Raw genomic sequence first — 16817 nt, 5'->3', positions numbered from 1 at the left:
GCTGATGGGGTGATTAGCGCCGGTCGATAGGGGCCCAGACCCGTACCGGCTCATCTCGCGCGATACGGCCGAAGGCATCCAGAACATCCTGCGGGGGAGCGCCGGCCTGTACATGCAGATTGGGGGCTATCATCCACGATGCGTCACGTTGCGGCACGGCCTCCAGCGCGCTGGCCAGTGCCTTCTGCGTCCAGACCTTGCCACCATTGTCGATTCCGGGTTCCGCGCTCATGCTCTGGAACAGATAGATCCGGTCTCCATCCGCGCCGAAGACGCGCCCGGTGAAGCGACAGGCGGGGGATGTAAGATAGAACATCAGGCGGGAGACATTCTCCGGCGCCATCCGGTCCAGCCCGCTTTCCGGCACTTTCATGATCTTGTCGAGCATGGGGATCGCTTCGCTCATGCGTGATCGAGCCATGGGCGCCAGCGCGTTCACCCGCACGCCCAGATGGCAAAGCTCCGTGGCGGCGGCCATGGTCAGGGCGGCGACCCCGGCCTTGGAAACCACGTAGGAAATTGCGCCCGGTGGCGGGTTCGTTCCGGCGGGGGAGGAGGTGTTCACCACTGCGCGGCCGAGTTGCGGCCCCTCGCTCTCCCAATATCGGGCGGCCCAGTGGATGAGGGCGGCGGTGCCGGTGAGGTTCACATCCATCACCCGCTGCCAGTTCTCGCCGCTTTCGGTGGCAATGGAATCATACAATGTGATGCCGGCATTGTTCACCACAATGTCGAGCCGGCCGAATTCATCCAGGGCCCGCTCGACCAGAGCCTTAGGGGCGTTCCAGCTGCCGATATCGCTCGTATCGGCAATGGCGTGCCCGCCTGCGGCTATGATCTCCGCCGCAACCTGAGCGGCAGGACCGGCGTCCTGTCCACCTCCGGTGATTGCCGTGCCCGCGTCATTCACCAGCACCGCTGCACCTTCGCGCGCCAGGGTAAGAGCATGGCACCGCCCGATCCCCCGTCCGGCGCCGGTAACGATGGCAATTTTGCCCTCCAGCAGACCCATGGCCGAACTCCTCCGTTTGCGACTACCTGCGGCTTGCCTTGATGAAATCGGCGGCCCGTTCGGCCACCATGATGACCGGCAGATTGGTATTGCCGCCCGGCAGGCGTGGGAAAACTGAGGCGTCCACCACGCGCAGGCCTTCCACGCCGTTCACGTGCAACTCTCCATCCAGCACGGCGCGCTCGTCACCCCCCATGCGGCAGGTTCCGGAGGGGTGGTAAGCCGTGGCGGCGGTTGCACGGATATAGGCGAGCACATCCTCGTCGCTTTCCGGTGCCATTTCCGGTCGCCGCATCGCGCCGGTCACTTCCGCCAGGGCAGGCTGGGCCAGAAGGCGGCGCAAGGTGCGATAGCCACGCACCATTTCCGCCCGGTCTTCCTCTGCCGACAGCAGGTTGAAGCGGATGCGCGGATGGGCGCGGGGATCGGGCGCGGCCAGCTTCAGCCATCCCCGGCTCCTGGGATAGTTGAGGGACCACATTGCCCCCATGCGCGGGCCGAATGGGCGGGCGATGCCGGGGAACCAGACGCGCGATTCCATCGCCAGCGGGATCAGCAAGATGTGCAGGTCCACAAGGTCAGGTTCTGTGCCAGTGGCGACATTGGCGGAAATGGCCAGCGGCGGGGCGCCGAATGGGCTCTTTTCCCGCATAAGCCAGCGCAGGCCGGACAGCATCAGCCGGTCAAAGCGGAGCTGGCTTTCAAAGGCGAGGGAAGGGGCAAGGTCCAGCTCCATCCCGGCGCCGGGATGATCCATCAGATTGGCGCCGACATCGGGGCTGTCATGCAGAACGGGAATGCCCATTCCCGACAGATCCTCTGCCGGGCCGATGCCCGATAACAGCAGCAATTGCGGCGAGTTGATCGCCCCGCCGCACAGGATCACCTCGCGAGCGGCATGGGCCTGCTTTTCCTCGCTGCCCTGCATCCAGGCGAGACCGGTTGCCCGCTTCCCCTCGAACAGGATGCGGGTGGCGAGCGCATGGGGGCGGACTTCCAGATTGGGCCGGGAAAGGGCGGGGCGCAGATAGGCGTCGGCGGCGCTGTGACGCCGGCCGTCCCTGATGGTGAAATCGGGCATGCCGAAGCCATCGGTCCGCTCGCCATTGAAATCCATCGTGATGGGAAAACCCATGGCATGTGCAGCTGCCACCGCATTGGCCATCAGTGGGCTGGGTGCGGGATGCGGCTGCACGCAGAGCGGCCCGCTGCCGCCATGCAACGGAGTGTCGCCGCGCCAATGGCTCTCCAGCTTGCGGAAATAGGGCAGCACATCGTCCCAGCCCCAGCCGGGCAACCCGGCATCGCGCCAGCCGTCATAATCGCGGCGATGCCCGCGGATCGCCATCATGCCGTTGAGCGAGGAAGTACCGCCCAGCATCCTGCCCCGTGCCACGGGCAGGCGGCGCCCATCCAGTTCGGGTTCCTCCTCCGAGAAGAAGCCCCAGGTGAGATCGGGATTGGGCCATAATTTGGAGACGGCGAGCGGGATGCGCACGTCCATTCTACGGTCGCTGCCGCCAGCCTCCAGCAGCAGCACGCGGCATGAAGGGTCTTCGCTCAGCCGATTGGCGATCACGCATCCGGCGGAACCTGCACCAACGACGATATAGTCGAACTGCTCCATTGCGTTCAAACCACCTTCCAGAAGCGGAACAGGGAACCGTCAGGGTTACGCTGCCCCACGCCGACGAAGATCGTGCGGTTCAGCCATTCATAAGGCCCGACAGGCGCCTCGAAGCGCGGGGTCATGCGCATGTAATAGCTGGACGGATCGACTTCCTCGCGCGCCAGCAGCTTGGCCACTACTTCGGGCGGGGCATGGCGGATGCCGGTGCTGCGCTTCAGGATGAAGGCGCCGTCATCGGTTTCCAGCAGATATTGGGATTCGAAGCGGCCATTGCCGTCCGCCTGCACCAGCGGAAAATCCCCTCCGCTGCCCGGCACGATCCGGCCGGAAATGCCGGGGCCGCGGAAAGTGCCTTTCTCGATCAGAACGGCCCCGCGCGTATAGCCATCCATGTGGATATGCATGCGCGGGCCCAACGTGATCTGCATTTCGAGCGCGAGTTCCAGCTGCATCAGACGATCCTGTGAATGGTGAGGGCGGTGGCGCCCGCAGGCCGCTCGGCGACATAGGCAGCGCCTGCCAGTTGGGCGAGCGGGCCATCGACCTCCGCCTCGAACAGAAGGGTGAGGCGGGTGCCTTGGAACTCGCCATCCGTGGTAAGGTATCCCGTGCCGAAACCGCGGGCGAGAGTGCCCTCTGCCTCGATGTAGTAACTGGCTTCCACCACGGTCACGCCATCGGCGCGGGCGAAGCGGGTTTCGGCTCCGCCCTTCACCGATGCCTCCAGCCCGTCGCCATGGAAGCGTCCACCCGCAACCGGCCAATGGCTGCGTGCCCCACCGATAGGGAGTTCTCCCACATCGAGCGGCGGCCCGAACAATGTTTCGAGCGTGAAGGCGGGGACAAGGCCGGGTGTGGGTGCTGTGGCTTCCTGTGTCATCCTCAAGCCCCTCAATACACCATCGTGACGGCTTTGAGCTCTGTGTAAGCCTCGATCCCGGCGCGGCCGTTTTCCCGGCCGGAGCCGGACTGCTTCACTCCGCCCACCGGCATGGAAAAGTCGTTCCCGCCGCCCGAATTGATCCGCACCGTGCCCGCGCGCAGTCTGTCGATCAGGCCCAGTGCTCTGGCGAGATCGCGGGTCCAGACATAGGATGCAAGGCCATAGGAAGTGTCGTTTGCAAATGCGGCGATCTCGTCCAGATCCTCCGTTTCGAAGCGCGCCACGCACAGGACCGGGCCGAAGATTTCCTCTTCCACGGCGGCCATGCGGGCAGTCACGTCGGCAAGGATGGTCGGGCGGAAGTAATGGCCTCTGCCTCCGGCGATTGCGCCGTCCAGCGCACCGCCTGCCGCCAGGGTTGCGCCTTCGCTTTGAGCGCTTGCCACGAAGCCGGAAACACGGGCGAATTGCGCGGCGGAAATCAGTGGGCCAAGCCGCGTATCGGGATCGCTCGGGGCGCCGATGGTCATGGCTGCGCCGATGGCCGCGATCCGTTGGACGAGATCATCGGCGACACTGCCATGGACCAGCAGCCGCGATCCGGCGGAGCAGGTCTGGCCGCTATTGAAGAAGATGCTCGTTGCGATCCCCCGCGCGGCGGCATCCAGATCGGCGTCGGGCAGCACGATAACGGGAGATTTGCCGCCCAGTTCCACAGTGCAGCGCTTGATCTGCCGCCCGCAGCTCTCCGCGATCCGGCGACCGGTGAGAGTGGAGCCGGTAAAGGATATCTTGGCGACATCGGGATGTTCCACCAATGCCGCGCCCGCTTCTGCGCCAAACCCGGTCACCACGTTGAAATAGCCCGGAGGAACGCCGCATTCGCTGGCCAGTTCCGCCAGCCTTAGCGTGGAGAGCGAGGTTTGCTCGGCTGGCTTGAGTACTACTGCGCAACCTGCGGCGAGGGCAGGGCCGATCTTGCAGGCCGCGCCCATCAGGGGATAGTTCCACGGAACGATCTGGCCCACCACGCCCACCGGCTCGCGCCGGACGTGGCCATGCCAGTTGCCGGGAGCGGAAAGCTCCATCGTCTCGCCGGTCAGCTTGGTGGCCCAGCCCGCGAAATAGCGCAGGGCGGCAACAGCGCCGGGCACGTCGACTATCCGCGTATTGAAGATCGGCTTGCCCGCATCGAGCGATTCCAGACGGGCGAATTCCTCCGCACGGGCCTCCAGGGCGTCAGCCAGCTTCAGCAGCGCGCCCTGTCGCTGGGCCGGTGTCCAGCGCTCGCGACCCGGCGCATACATCGCCTGCTGCGCGGCAGAGACGGCGGCATCGATATCTTCGGCGCTGCCGGCCGAAATGTCGCCGATGGTCTGCCCGGTCGAAGGGTCTTCCACGGCGATGGTCGCGCCGCCGGAAGGCTGTGCCCAGGAGCCGCCAATATGGTGGCGGGCGGGTGGCAGGACGGGAAGGGCGGGTTGGCTCATCGTAAATCCTTTCCTCCCGCCCCTAGCATCCGGCAGCCGTGCGGACTTGCCTCGCCGCGATGGTTAGGGACTGAAAGTGCAGCCGCATGTATGTGGCGCAGTCATATCAATTGCGCGGTCCGAACCGTTCCAGCACCTTGCCGCCCCAGCCCATGATGTCCTTGGCGGCGATTTTCCAGTCGCCATCCACTTTCACCACTTCGTCTCGCACATGGCCGCACCAGTGCAGGATGGGGTGTTCGGGCGGGCGGTTGATCGTGGCCCAGGCATAGGTGCGCACCACCCAGCAATCCGGGCGGCCCAGAGGATCGGGTTCGAAGGTGAATTGGTCCATCTGGTGCTGGTGGCCGGGGAAATCCGGCCGGTCATGGAATTTGAGTACCAGCTTGCGGATCTCGTCCCGCCCCTTGCGGATTTCCAGCCCGCCGGAGGAGGTTTCTTCCGTGGCTTCGGCATCGTCGGTGAAGAGATCGCAATATCCGTCAGTATCCCCCGTATCCAGCGCCCAGCAATAGCGAGCGTAGAGTTCCCTGATCGCCAGTTCATCTTCCACCGGAATGCGTGCCATATCGGCTTTCTCCTCTCGTTGACGGCCGCTGCCTCTTCTGGACAGCTTTGTCCTTGCGGATTAGTTCTGCCTGAAGCGGCCATAAAGACAAGCGGGTCGGCAAGGCCCCGTTTGGCCGGGTAGCGAGGGGTGAGATGCTGAAGGTGTTTTCCACCAGGGCGGCCAGTCGCCTTGAACGCAGCCGCCAGTGGCTGGCCTTCACCGGCGCGGACCGGGTGGAGATTGACGACGATCGCGAGGCATCGCTCAGAGGCAGCGATTTCGGATCCGTGCGCCTGTGCCAAGCCTCGCTGGGGCGGCATCGCATCGCCCAGGCCCCCCGGCTGGATCGCGAAGCGGAAGAGGCAGCGCTCAAGTTCTTCTTTCAGGAAGAAGGGATTACGCGATTGCGCCAGCACGGGCGCGAGATCGAAATCCGGCCCGGCCAATGGTGTGCCCTGCGCAAGGATATCGCCTATGAATTCGATGCGCCCGGCCATTCGCGCCAATTGACCATAACCTTGCCTTGCCGGTTGCTGCCGGCGCCGCGCCCCGGCTTCAACTGGTGGGGCAGGCCGCGCAGCTATCTGTCAGGCGCGGTGCAGGTGCTGCATGCAGGTGCTTCGGCTGCCGTGATGACCGGGGCGACGCTGTCTCAGCCTGAGCGTGAACTGATCGGCGGCCATATGATCCAGTTGCTGGAACTGGCATTGCGGGCGGGCGATTCCGGTTCTCTGCCCGATATGCGTGAAAGGCGCCGGGCCGCAGTGCTGGAATTCATCGAACGGAACCTTGCCGATCCTGCCCTGGGTGTGACGATGATTGCACAGGCGTTGGGCTGTTCCAGCCGAACGCTGCACAAATTGTTTGAGGGGGAGGCGAATACGCTTGCCCGGATCATCTGGAACCGCCGACTGGATCGCTGCCGCAGCGAATTGACCGATCCGGCTTTCGCGGCGCGCTCGATTACCGACATCGCCCATTTCTGGGGCTTCAGCGATTCCCAGCATTTCAGCCGCGCCTTCAAGGCTCGTTTCGGCCGGACTCCGCGTGAATGCCGCGCTCTGGCGGTGCTGCACTGACGTTGCCCCAAGGCGTTGAGATCGGTCTCCATCACGCTGCGCTTCGCTGCCACGCTTGTTAATGCGCTCGCATGCACGTTCAGGCAGCGCCCCAAGGGTAGAAACGGCCGAATGCCCGCCGCGAGAGCGAGGCCCGGATAGAGGGGAATGCAGTGACGCAACGTGACCGTGCAGTGGCCTTGCTGCTGCTCGCCTCGCTCAACGCCTTCGGCTTCATCGACCGCGTGGTGGTTGCGCTGGTGGCCGAGAAGATCAAGGCCGAGTTCCTGGTCAGCGATTTCCAGATCGGCCTGCTGGGCGGCACTGCCTTTGCCGTGGTGAACGCGCTGGCAAGCGTCCCGGTAGCGCGCATGGCGGAAAACTATCGCCGCTCTACTATTTCGGCGGGTTTCCTGCTCATCGGATCGGCGTTCACAGCCTTCATGGCCCTGACCGTGAATTTCACCCAGTTGCTGGCGGCCCGGTTGGGCATGGCGGTGGGCAGCGCCGCCACGGAAGCTCCGCCGCATTCGATGATTTCGGACATGTATCCGCCGGAAAAGCGCGCTTCGGCGATTTCCATCTTCATGCTCGGCGTTCCGGTCGCCTCGCTGCTGGGATCGTTTCTGGGCGGGGCCATTGCCGAGAATTACGACTGGCGCTCCACCTTCCTGTTCTTCGGCGTGGCGGGCGGGATAATCTCGCTGTTGTGCTTCCTGTTCCTGAAAGAGCCTGCGCGGGCGACTGTGGCGGAGGAAAGCGGGCCGACTGTAAAGCCTAGCGCCTGGCAGGTGTTCAGCGGCATGATGGGCAGTTCGACCATCCGCTTCCTGCTGGTGGGTGTGACCTGCATCAGCCTGGGCAGCTTCGGGGTAAATACCTTCCTGCCTGCCTTCTTCTCACGCTCCTACGCGCTCGATGCAGGGCAGGCGGGGCTGGTCTTCGGCACCATCTCGGGCGTTGCTTCGCTGGTGGGGACGTTGCTGGGCGGGTTCGCCAGCGAATATTTCGCCCGGCGCGATCAGCGCTGGCTGCTGGGCTTCCCCGCGCTCGGATCGGTTCTCGGCGCGCCATTGTTCGTGATCGGGCTGATGAGCGGCCATCTGGCCATCGCCATTCCCGTGATGCTGGTCGGATCGTTCTTCTTCTACACCGCGATGGGCCCGGCCATCGCTACTCTTCATGGAAATCTCGATTCCTGGAGCCGTGCGACGGGATCGGCGATCTTCCTGCTTATCGTCCATCTTGTTGGGCAGGGCGTGGGCCCGCCACTGGTGGGCACGGTCAGCGATACGGCGTCGTCCATGATTTATGGCGGGAACTTCGCTGCCCTATGTGCGGGCGCGGCGGGTCAGGTTCCCGGATCGGCCTGCGCGGCGGCTTCGGCGGGCGGGCTGCAAATGGCCATTGCGACTTTTGCCGGATTCTTCGCGCTTGGCGGGCTTGCCCTCTATCTGGCGGCTCGCGCGCGGCACCGGGCTGAAGCAGCAGCATGAGGAGGCTCGCCGCGCTGGCCGCCGCCTGCCTTCTGGCAGCCTGCGGCAGCGCGGATGCCGATTGGCCAATGCATGGCCGCACGGCGGAGGCGCAGCGATATTCCCCGCTGGAAGAGATCGACAGGGAGAGCGTTTCCCGGCTCGGCCTCGCCTGGTTCCACGATCTGGATACGGATCGCGGGCAGGAAGCGACGCCGATCGTGGTGGACGGGCGCATCTATCTCGTCAGCGCCTATGATGTGGTGCAGGCGCTGGATGCGCGCGATGGTACGCTGCTGTGGAGCTATGATCCGCAGGTGCGGGAAGCCTCTGCCCGGTCCTGCTGCGGGCCGGTGTCGCGCGGCGTTGCCGTGGCAGGCGGCAAGGTGTTCCTCGGTGCGCTGGACGGGCGGCTGATCGCGCTCGATGCGCAAAGCGGCAAGCCGGTATGGCAGACGCAGACAATCGATCAGGCCGATCCTCTGGCGGAAAACTACACCATCACCGGCGCGCCGCGGGTGGTGAAGGACATGGTGCTGATCGGCAATGGCGGCGCGGAATTCGGGGCGCGCGGTTCTGTTGGTGCCTATGACATGGCCAGCGGCAAGCTGCGCTGGCGCTTCTACACTGTGCCGGGCAAGCCGGGTGTAGAGGACAAGGCCGCATCCGACAGCGCCATGAAGATCGCCCGCCCCACCTGGGAAGGCGAATGGTGGAAATATGGCGGCGGCGGCACGGTGTGGGATGCCATCGAATATGATCCCGAACTGAACCTCATCTATATCGGCACCGGCAATGGCTCGCCCTGGAACCACGGCATGCGCTCGAATGGGAAGGGGGATAATCTGTTCCTCTCCTCCATCGTCGCGTTGCAGGCCGATACGGGCGAATATGCCTGGCATTTCCAGGAAACTCCGGCCGATACGTGGGACTATACGGCCACGCAGAACATTGTGCTGGCCGATCTTGAGATCGACGGAAAGCTGCGCAAGGTGCTGATGCAGGCGCCGAAAAACGGGTTCTTCTATGTGCTGGACCGGAAGACGGGGGAGTTCATTTCCGGCAAGTCTTACGTCAATGTGAACTGGGCCAGCGGGCTCGATCCGAAAACGGGCCGCCCGATAGAACTGCCGGAAGCGCGCTATTATCGCACCGGCAAGGCGCATTTCCAGTTTCCGAGTTCAGGGGGCGGGCATAATTGGCCGCCCATGGCGTTCAGCCCGCGCACGGGGCTGGTCTATATTCCTGCCCAGGATGTGGGCATGCCCTTCGCACCCAATGATGCGGAAAAGCAGGTAGTTGGCGTCTATACTTCGGGCGTGGCGATGAGCGGCGGCGGCACGATGAGCGAGGCGGATCGCAAGGCTCTCTACGCCGGGATGAAGGGCTATCTGATTGCGTGGGATCCGGTGAAGCAGCAGGCGCGCTGGAAAGTGGACCAGGCCGCGCCCTTCAATGGCGGAGTGCTGGCGACTGCGGGCGGGCTGGTCTTCGCCGGCAATACCGCACGCCAGATGGTCGCCTATGATGATGAGACGGGGAAGCAGCTGTGGAGCTTCGATGCGCAGACAGGCATTCTTGCCCCGCCGATCACTTATAGGCTGGATGGCAGGCAATATGTGGCGGTGATGGCCGGATGGGGCGGCGGCTGGCCGCTGACTGGCGGGGTGATGGCATTGCAGGCCGGTAAGTCCATCGGGCCGAACCGGCTGCTGGTTTTCGCGCTGGACGGCAAGGCGAAGCTGCCGCCTTTCACGCCGCAGGAAGTGCCGCATGAACCTATCGTGCGGGCCATGCCGATAGCTGCGGGAGTCATTGCCAAGGGGGACGGACTGTTCGGCCGCTTCTGCCTGCGTTGCCATGGCAGCGGCGCCGTCAGCGCGGGTGCCTATCCCGATCTGCGCCTTTCGCCGCTGGTGATGGACGATGCCTTCTTTGCCATCCTGCTGGATGGTGCGCTCGCCCGGAACGGCATGCCCAGCTTCAAAGGCAAATTGACCCGCGCTGATGCGGAGGCGATCCGCACCTATCTGGCGAAGCGGAGCTACGAGGATTTCGGGCCGGGCGGCGTGGGGAAGTAGCGGCGCAATTCGGGGCGCACATGACGGTAAAAAATCGCGTGAAACCGTGTGCTGCAGGGGTAACATACCCTGCACGAAACATGGCATTTTCGCGCAGGCAAAGGTGACACATCGTCGCCCTTTCCCGGCGGGGGCCGGCAACCTCACACCTTATCGTAATGATAGGGCGCGATCACCGGCTCGGGATAGGCTTCATATTCCATCGTCGGCGGCAGGTCGGGCTGCAGGCCGTCAATGGAGCGTAGCAGCTTCACGCCGCCCTTGTGCCAGCCCTGTTCGTAATCGGTGTAGATGTTCATGTATCCATGGAGCAGAGCTATCCGCCACTTGCCGTCCACGCGCTTGTACTGGTTCTCGTAAGTCGCTTCGCCCCAGCGGGCTTCGGCACCCAGCGCGCCAACCATCATGAAGCTGCGCCAGCGGCCCTTGGCGGTGCCTGTGGTGCTGTCGATATGGATCACCGGCTGGAGCTGCATATGGTTGTAGAGCACGCCCCGGTCATAGGGCGGCAGGTGATGCAGATAGGCCCGCACCCGCTCCTGCCCGACATAAACCCCGCGACCGGCCAGTTCGAGCGTCGCGTCGGGCGCGAAAAGGTCTGCCGCGTCGTCCCACCGGCCTTTGTCGACATAATAGCCATAGGCCGCCTGAAGATTGCAGATCTCGATGTAATCGTCTGCCTTGCGGGCCTTTGTCGCCATCGCATCGAAGTCTGCGCGCAGGAGCTTGAGTTCATCCCTCAGGGTTTGCAACTCGTCCATCATCCAATCCCTTAGTCTTCAGCTGTGATGGACCAGCCTAGATGCCCGATTGTGCCAGTGCTTGCCTGCAAGTGCAGCATCGGGCTGGACGGAAGGATGTCCGATCCGCCGGCCCTGATGCCCCCTGGGCCGGCGGATCGTCCTTTCCGGACGCAACAAGCGTCCGGCCCCCTATTCTTCCGCATGAGATGATGCGCTCTGGCAGCGCAGCTATTGCGCCCTGCTCCAGCGCGAGGCCTGCCCGTCCCAGGTAATCAGGGTGAAAGAACCGGGATCAAACTCCGGGCGGCCTGGGCCGAGTTGAAAAAACCACGACTGGTGCTGGAATTCGCGCCAGTAAGCAGGCGTGCCGGGTTGAAATCCAAAGGGTCCGCAAGCGCCGCCGGCAGGCGTGCCGGGCCAGGCATCGATCACCAGCGCGTCGGCAGGCCAATCGGCCACATCGGACTTGCGCGCTACACAGCGCACGGTCTTACCGGGATCGCCCAGCGCTGCCCGGGCGAAGGCCAGGGCTCCCGCGCCGGGATTGCCTTCTTCCATCCCCGTGATCGTTACTGCCAGATCGCCTGCCTTGTGGCCCAGTGCCGAGCTTTCATATTTGAGCTGGGCGCTTTGCGTATCGATGGCGGACCAGGCGAGCTTGGTGGCTCTACCTGCGCATTGTAGTGCCCGATAGAGCAGAACGTCGCCGCCGGGCGTCGCTGTTTCCTGAACAACCCATTCGCACCCATCCGGTTTCTCCGGAGTGCCTCCATCGACCTCATGGAGATATTTGACTGCGCGGCTGACGCATAATCCCGTGAGCGGAAGTCTCGGCCCCTTGTCGGGGCACGGCAGATGGGCTGCTGCAGCCGTTTCTACGCGCATTGGAGTAACTGAAGTGTCGCTTCTGTCGGCAGCAGGCGCGTCGTCGCAGCCGCTGGTGAGCAGCGCTAGCCCCAGCATTGCGGGAGCCGCGAGCAGAGCTACTCTTCGGTCGGAGCGCTCCTGGCAAACGAGCTTCAAGATGATCACCCCCGTTCGCGGGCGGACCCGCCTGTTGGCCGGGGAGGATAGGGATGGAACAGGGAAGCGGAACTGGCCGCACGGCCAGTACACCCTATACGATTGTACAGGGGTGCTAGAAATCCGCTTCGCCCACCAGCCGGTTGCGTTCGGCCAGTGCTGCGGCTTCGGCCCTGTTGGAGACGCCAAGCTTCAACAGGATCGCGCTGACGTGATAGCGCGCAGTGGGAAGCGAAAGCCGAAGATAGGCGGCGATTTCGCCATTTGTATAGCCTCTGGTCAGCAAGGCGAGGACACGCCGCTGCTGTCCGCTCAGCTTGATTTCGCCGGGGGAAACTGTCTGTTGCACCGGCTCTGGGGAAGCGGGGCCTGAAAGGACGATCGTCTCCCCGGCATGGACCCGTTTGATGGCATCGACCAGTTCCTCGGCCGAAATGGTCTTGGGTAGAAACCCGCTCGCACCGGCAGCCAGCAACTGCGCAATGGTATCACCATCGGCAAAGGTGCTGAGGGCGATCACCCGCGTATTCGGTTGGTATTTCCGGATTGCTTCGGTTGCGCCGATCCCGCCCATGCCCTGCATCACCACATCCATCAGTACCACATGGGGCTGATGCTGATGGCACAGGAACAAGGCTTCCTCTCCGCTCTCCGCTTCTCCCACCACCGTGAAGCCGGCTTTTGCACCGAGCACTTGTGCAAGCCCCGCGCGCACCACCATGTGATCGTCCACCAGCAGGATGCGGATACCTCTATTCGGCATGGTTACGCATCCATACCAGCGTAGTGGTGGTGCCTTTGCCGGAAGCAGTTTCGATCTCCAGCGTCGCGCCGATGCGCTGCGCACGTTCCCGCATGATCTGTAGCCCCAAATGGTCCCCTTCGATGGCGGTCGGATCAAATCCTTGGCCGTCATCGGCGATTACGAGCAGTGCCTGTCCCGGCAATGCCTCGAATGCCACGCGCACATTAGCGGCCTGCGCGTGTTTTGCGATATTATTCAGACTTTCCTGTGTGATACGATGAAAAACCGTACGGACTTCGGCAGGCAAAGGGGCGTCGCCGGAGATGTCCACTTGTGCCTTCAGGCCATGTCTTGCCTCGAACTGGGCCACCAGGGCCTTGATCCGTCCCCCCGGAGGCTGGTCCTCCTCCACGCCGTTCCGCAATTCGGTGAGCAGCAACCGCATCTCGTTGAGTGCATCGCGGTTGAATTGTCCGAGCCGTTCGAGAGTTTTGATCCCTTCGATACGGTTCCGGCGCCACTGGCCGGGCAGGGCATCCGAGAGCAGAGCGGCCGAAAACAGCGTCTGGCTTACGGAATCATGCAGATCGGCGGAAAGGCGATTGCGCTCCTCCAGTTGCGCGTTCCGCGCAGTGACGTCGGTGACTTCGGCCACGCGCTGGGCAACCATCGTTTCGAGCCCATGCACCATGTCGTGTTGCGAGCGAGCCATGGCGTTGAAGGATTCGGTGAGGTAGCCGATTTCGTCATTGAAGCTGACCGGCACCTGGACGCCCAGATCGCCATCGCGAAATTGCCTCATCCCTTCCAGCAGCTGTTCGAGGGGGCGCACCAGAAAGCCTCTGAGAAGCTGCGGTAACCCCACTATCAGAACGCACAATGCGCCGATCAGGAAGGGAACCAGCGGCGCATAAAGGCGGTCGATATGGGTAAGAAATTCATGGTGGTAATCCCGGATCAGAGTGACCTGTGGGGAAGTACCCGTCGCGCTGTACCCATTTCCGGGAGTGATCCCCATCAGCCATGGTGAAGCCAGGGGTTTGAAGGGCTGAAACCGGGGTTGGGCAGGGATTGCCAGATAGACAAAATCGATCCGTCCATCGGCGTGCAGGACAGTTTGGAAGCCATAGCAGCCTTCCTGTCCGAAGGCGCATCTGTCGCGTCGCGTAATGACGAGGCGCTTTGGAGCGGTGTGGAATCGTACATCGGTCCCGGCTTTGGGAACGGAGACAAGCAACGGATAGATCGTAGGCTGGGCGCCATAATGGAACACGGTTTCAGCAGGGTGAGGAACATGATCGAAAGCGACAGTGCCATCCGCTGAAACATAGGCCGCTTGATATTTCCGCCCATAGAAGGGGAACGTGAAAGGAAGCGGCACCATGCTCCCTTGCGGGCCGATCCTTCGTCCGGTCATGGGGGCGGGCGACTGGGGGGCGTCTCCCACGGCGTAACCGCCATGGCCATTGGGCGAGAAGCGGATTTCCTGCCCGGCAGTGACCATGCCGGGTGCTTCGAACTGTGCGAAATAGCTGGGGGCGATGATCCAGCAAGTGCCGTTGATCGCGGCCAGCAGCAGCGCGGCGCTGATCGAAGTGAGCTTGAACAGGAAGGACGAGCGTTCCGGCAGATAGCCGATGTAAACGAGAGTAAAGCCGGTAAGTTGCGCCAGCACCGACCAGCAGAGGAGGATGTCGATCGAGTAGGGCCCCAGTAAGCCTTGCTGCTGCAAGGCGAGGGCGGTCGTATGCATCACCGGCAGCAATGTGAAAATCAGAACGCCCCGTGCCGCCTTCGCCTCGCGGCTCGTGGCTGGGGCAAAACCAGCTCGGATGAGATCGCGCACCGAGGTTGCCGGGATAGAGGGGGGGGCTGGGCAGGTGCGCTGCCATTTGCGCGGCCAGATACTGGCGTACGAATATCATCGCGATCCAAAGCGCGGCGGCGTTCATCCACCATGCGACCCAATCGGGACGAGCCCAATTGTCCCCCGCCAGCATAGCTGCATCGGTTCGCAGGGCGATGACCGCTTCCATAGCAACCATGCAGGCCATCAGCCCGCCCACGATCATCGGCTCCCGCTTCGCTCGAGGTAACGGCCGAGGGAAGCGATAGGCAAACTGGGTGAAGGTGGCCGCGGCGCTGCCCGTGAATACCGAGACCCAGGGCATCGCCAGCACCGGAAACGAAGCCGGGGAGATCCACGGCATAACGTAACTCATCCACCCGCCGCCGGTCATCGCGTAGAGCAATGAAGTCAGCAGGGCCGGGACGAGAAAGCCGATCGTGAGGCCAAACAGCAGCGTTGGCGCGATCTCACGCCCGATGCGGTATTCCGCCCGGACGCGCCAGGCCAGATAGAGGAACAGCATAAGGGCAATCAGTAATTGTGAAAGATAGCTGATCGCTGCCGGATTCCAGAACAAGCCTGCTCTGGCGCTCTCCGGCATGACTGCTTGTATCATCCCATACCCCTGTGCCCTTATGGGGGTTTGCCATATCCTGTTGATTGGGCAAGGAAAAAGAGGGGTGGGCGTATTCGGCGACTTGAAGCTGCCTAGCAAGCGATTGCGTCGGCCTGCTTGGCGGAGGCGAGCCGCCTTTCGAGGGGCGCCGAACATAAATACAAGAGCAACTGCTGCCCCGTAAAGCAGGGAACGGCCCCCCGAGAAGCGGGCCTGGTACTTATTGGGGCTTCCTTCTTTCTTATCTGCCAACCGCTGTAATTTAGAACATCTGTATGTCACTTTTGGAGCGAAACTGAGGGCATTCCCAAACGGTGCGGGATCGTGCATTTTGCGAGATGGGAAAAGGGACTGGGGCAAAATAATCAATGGCGTATAACGCTGGAAATTCGTCTTCAATTCGTAGGGAAGCGGGCGCTTGTGATACGCAGGGCCGGTTAATCAAGGCGCTTTCTGCGCTTTGGCTGCGGCACAGTCAGGCGGAGATTTCCGTACGAATGATTGCAAGGGAGGCAGATGCCTCCGTTTCCGCCATTGACTATCATTTTGGCAGTCTGGAACAGTTGTTTGTCCATGCCCAGCATGCCGCGCTGATGGAGGCAAGCGCGTGGATGAACGGCGTCTTCGAAGAGTTGCGCGTTCTTCCGCTGGATACATTTCCGATGGCTGCGCGGGCCTCCCTGCTGGCTTCGCTCATTGAGCAGTGGACTTGTGATCAGCGTTCTCTGGCGCTCGCCTGGCGCGAGGCGCATGCGGCTGTGGCAGCCAACCCGGCACTATGCGAGCCTCATCGTCAATGGACCACACTATGGCGCAACTTGTGGAGCCGGCTGTGCCGGGAAGTGGGCTTTTTCCCGAATGAGGAACTGTTGGCGCTGTTTTTTGACGGTGAGGCAAGCCAGCATCTCATCCGCTGGCATCGCCTGCTGGATCGCGCTCTGCTGGATGAGACGGTTGCGGCATTGTTTCATTTTGTCGAACCAAGCAGTGCGCCATCTTCCGTCATCCGCGTGCAATATCAGGATCTGGCTGAGCGCCAGTATCGTGAGGCATTCGGGGCGCGAGAGGAGTTTACCGCGATTGACGCGGCTGCCGCTGCGATACTCGCGGAGGAGGGCCTTGCTTCGTTGACCTTCCGTTCGGTTGCCCGGCGTGCCGATTCCACTTTGGGCGCGGTGTCCTATCATTTCGGCTCCAAGTCCAAGATGCTGCGGCTGGCATTGCAGGGCGTGTATGAAGGCAGTTCCACCGCACCGACCCTTACCCTGATCGACGCCATGCCTTCCGATCCCGAAGCGGCGACGGAAGCCGTTATCGAAAGTGTAATCGGCGGTCATGAGCCCTTGCTGAGGGCGCTGGACGAAGTGATCCTCAATCTGTCCCGCGATGAAGGGGACCGCGCGCTATGTGGAGTGATCCGCGGCTTCCGTGACCCCGTTGGCGGGGCTCTTCTCGCCAAGTTCCTGGGCGAGAATGAACTGACATCGCCCTCGCTCGTGGCTGTATTTTCTTCAGTTGTGAGAGGGTTTGGGCACTGGGGTACGGGGCTGGCCGAGGAAGATGCACGGGATCTGGCACGCACGGCGTTACGTATATTTCGTTAGCCGCCGTATTTTGCCGGACTGCCTGGGGCGGCGGGTCGATGCATCGTGGCGGTATTTC

Annotated in this window: 14 protein-coding genes; 4 read left to right on the top strand and 10 right to left on the bottom strand. The window is 62.9% G+C overall.

Features of this window, described 5'->3' with window-relative positions:
* Positions 1–13: 13 nt before the first annotated feature.
* The 6 genes from H0274_RS07810 to H0274_RS07785 form a co-directional block, all read right to left on the bottom strand.
* The gene (locus H0274_RS07810; protein WP_226794363.1) at positions 14–1012 is read right to left on the bottom strand and encodes an SDR family NAD(P)-dependent oxidoreductase; all 999 of its coding nucleotides are present in this window, start codon (positions 1010–1012) and stop codon (positions 14–16) included.
* 22 nt (positions 1013–1034) lie between these two features.
* Complete coding sequence (locus tag H0274_RS07805; protein ID WP_226794360.1) at positions 1035–2639, bottom strand: GMC family oxidoreductase; 1605 nt, start codon at positions 2637–2639, stop codon at positions 1035–1037.
* A gap of 5 nt (positions 2640–2644) precedes the next feature.
* Positions 2645–3094: a DUF3237 family protein gene (locus H0274_RS07800; protein ID WP_226794358.1), complete on the bottom strand. Its 450-nt coding sequence runs from the start codon at positions 3092–3094 to the stop codon at positions 2645–2647.
* Positions 3094–3522, bottom strand: coding sequence for a DUF3237 family protein (locus tag H0274_RS07795; RefSeq protein ID WP_226794357.1), 429 nt, complete (start codon positions 3520–3522; stop codon positions 3094–3096). The genes H0274_RS07800 and H0274_RS07795 overlap by 1 nt, the downstream gene beginning before the upstream one ends.
* Before the next feature lie 11 nt (positions 3523–3533).
* The gene (locus tag H0274_RS07790; RefSeq protein WP_226794355.1) at positions 3534–5015 is read right to left on the bottom strand and encodes an aldehyde dehydrogenase family protein; all 1482 of its coding nucleotides are present in this window, start codon (positions 5013–5015) and stop codon (positions 3534–3536) included.
* 106 nt (positions 5016–5121) lie between these two features.
* Positions 5122–5583, bottom strand: a complete 462-nt coding sequence (locus H0274_RS07785) for a nuclear transport factor 2 family protein (RefSeq protein WP_226794354.1) — start codon at positions 5581–5583, stop codon at positions 5122–5124.
* Positions 5584–5717: 134 nt separating this feature from the next.
* Between H0274_RS07785 and H0274_RS07780 the strand changes: the two genes are divergently transcribed.
* The 3 genes from H0274_RS07780 to H0274_RS07770 all read left to right on the top strand — a co-directional run bounded on the left by H0274_RS07780 (position 5718) and on the right by H0274_RS07770 (position 10179).
* A complete protein-coding gene (locus H0274_RS07780; RefSeq protein ID WP_226794353.1) occupies positions 5718–6644 on the top strand; it encodes a helix-turn-helix domain-containing protein in 927 nt (308 codons plus the stop codon).
* 152 nt (positions 6645–6796) lie between these two features.
* The gene (locus H0274_RS07775) at positions 6797–8119 is read left to right on the top strand and encodes a spinster family MFS transporter (RefSeq protein WP_226794352.1); all 1323 of its coding nucleotides are present in this window, start codon (positions 6797–6799) and stop codon (positions 8117–8119) included.
* The gene (locus H0274_RS07770) at positions 8116–10179 is read left to right on the top strand and encodes a PQQ-dependent dehydrogenase, methanol/ethanol family (protein ID WP_226794351.1); all 2064 of its coding nucleotides are present in this window, start codon (positions 8116–8118) and stop codon (positions 10177–10179) included. The genes H0274_RS07775 and H0274_RS07770 overlap by 4 nt, the downstream gene beginning before the upstream one ends.
* A gap of 143 nt (positions 10180–10322) precedes the next feature.
* Here the strand turns inward: H0274_RS07770 and H0274_RS07765 are convergent, their stop codons facing one another.
* The 4 genes from H0274_RS07765 to H0274_RS07750 all read right to left on the bottom strand — a co-directional run bounded on the left by H0274_RS07765 (position 10323) and on the right by H0274_RS07750 (position 14443).
* Positions 10323–10940, bottom strand: a complete 618-nt coding sequence (locus tag H0274_RS07765) for a nuclear transport factor 2 family protein (protein ID WP_226794350.1) — start codon at positions 10938–10940, stop codon at positions 10323–10325.
* 210 nt (positions 10941–11150) lie between these two features.
* Entirely contained in the window at positions 11151–11807 is a 657-nt protein-coding gene (locus H0274_RS07760) for a hypothetical protein (RefSeq protein ID WP_226794348.1), read from the bottom strand.
* Positions 11808–12060: 253 nt separating this feature from the next.
* A complete protein-coding gene (locus H0274_RS07755) occupies positions 12061–12708 on the bottom strand; it encodes a response regulator transcription factor (RefSeq protein WP_226794347.1) in 648 nt (215 codons plus the stop codon).
* Positions 12698–14443: a HAMP domain-containing sensor histidine kinase gene (locus tag H0274_RS07750; protein ID WP_226794346.1), complete on the bottom strand. Its 1746-nt coding sequence runs from the start codon at positions 14441–14443 to the stop codon at positions 12698–12700. Before H0274_RS07750 ends, H0274_RS07755 begins: the two co-directional genes overlap by 11 nt.
* A gap of 1080 nt (positions 14444–15523) precedes the next feature.
* On the opposite strand from H0274_RS07750, the gene H0274_RS07745 reads away from it, so the two are divergent.
* Positions 15524–16759, top strand: a complete 1236-nt coding sequence (locus H0274_RS07745; protein WP_226794345.1) for a TetR/AcrR family transcriptional regulator — start codon at positions 15524–15526, stop codon at positions 16757–16759.
* Positions 16760–16817: the final 58 nt, after the last annotated feature.

Origin of the sequence: Fulverythrobacter ferritrahens, from assembly GCF_020539485.1 — a bacterium.
GTDB lineage: Bacteria > Pseudomonadota > Alphaproteobacteria > Sphingomonadales > Sphingomonadaceae > Andeanibacterium > Andeanibacterium ferritrahens.
Note: the sequence above shows the minus strand (reverse complement) of the source record. Positions and strands in the feature narration are given on the sequence as shown.

Coding starts and splice junctions, on each gene's coding strand:
- H0274_RS07810 (WP_226794363.1), bottom strand. CDS start 1,012: ATGGGTCTGCTGGAGGGCAAAATTGCCATCGTTACCGGCGCCGGACGG.
- H0274_RS07805 (WP_226794360.1), bottom strand. CDS start 2,639: ATGGAGCAGTTCGACTATATCGTCGTTGGTGCAGGTTCCGCCGGATGC.
- H0274_RS07800 (WP_226794358.1), bottom strand. CDS start 3,094: ATGCAGCTGGAACTCGCGCTCGAAATGCAGATCACGTTGGGCCCGCGC.
- H0274_RS07795 (WP_226794357.1), bottom strand. CDS start 3,522: ATGACACAGGAAGCCACAGCACCCACACCCGGCCTTGTCCCCGCCTTC.
- H0274_RS07790 (WP_226794355.1), bottom strand. CDS start 5,015: ATGAGCCAACCCGCCCTTCCCGTCCTGCCACCCGCCCGCCACCATATT.
- H0274_RS07785 (WP_226794354.1), bottom strand. CDS start 5,583: ATGGCACGCATTCCGGTGGAAGATGAACTGGCGATCAGGGAACTCTAC.
- H0274_RS07780 (WP_226794353.1), top strand. CDS start 5,718: ATGCTGAAGGTGTTTTCCACCAGGGCGGCCAGTCGCCTTGAACGCAGC.
- H0274_RS07770 (WP_226794351.1), top strand. CDS start 8,116: ATGAGGAGGCTCGCCGCGCTGGCCGCCGCCTGCCTTCTGGCAGCCTGC.
- H0274_RS07765 (WP_226794350.1), bottom strand. CDS start 10,940: ATGGACGAGTTGCAAACCCTGAGGGATGAACTCAAGCTCCTGCGCGCA.
- H0274_RS07760 (WP_226794348.1), bottom strand. CDS start 11,807: ATGCGCGTAGAAACGGCTGCAGCAGCCCATCTGCCGTGCCCCGACAAG.
- H0274_RS07755 (WP_226794347.1), bottom strand. CDS start 12,708: ATGCCGAATAGAGGTATCCGCATCCTGCTGGTGGACGATCACATGGTG.
- H0274_RS07750 (WP_226794346.1), bottom strand. CDS start 14,443: ATGCATACGACCGCCCTCGCCTTGCAGCAGCAAGGCTTACTGGGGCCC.
- H0274_RS07745 (WP_226794345.1), top strand. CDS start 15,524: ATGGCGTATAACGCTGGAAATTCGTCTTCAATTCGTAGGGAAGCGGGC.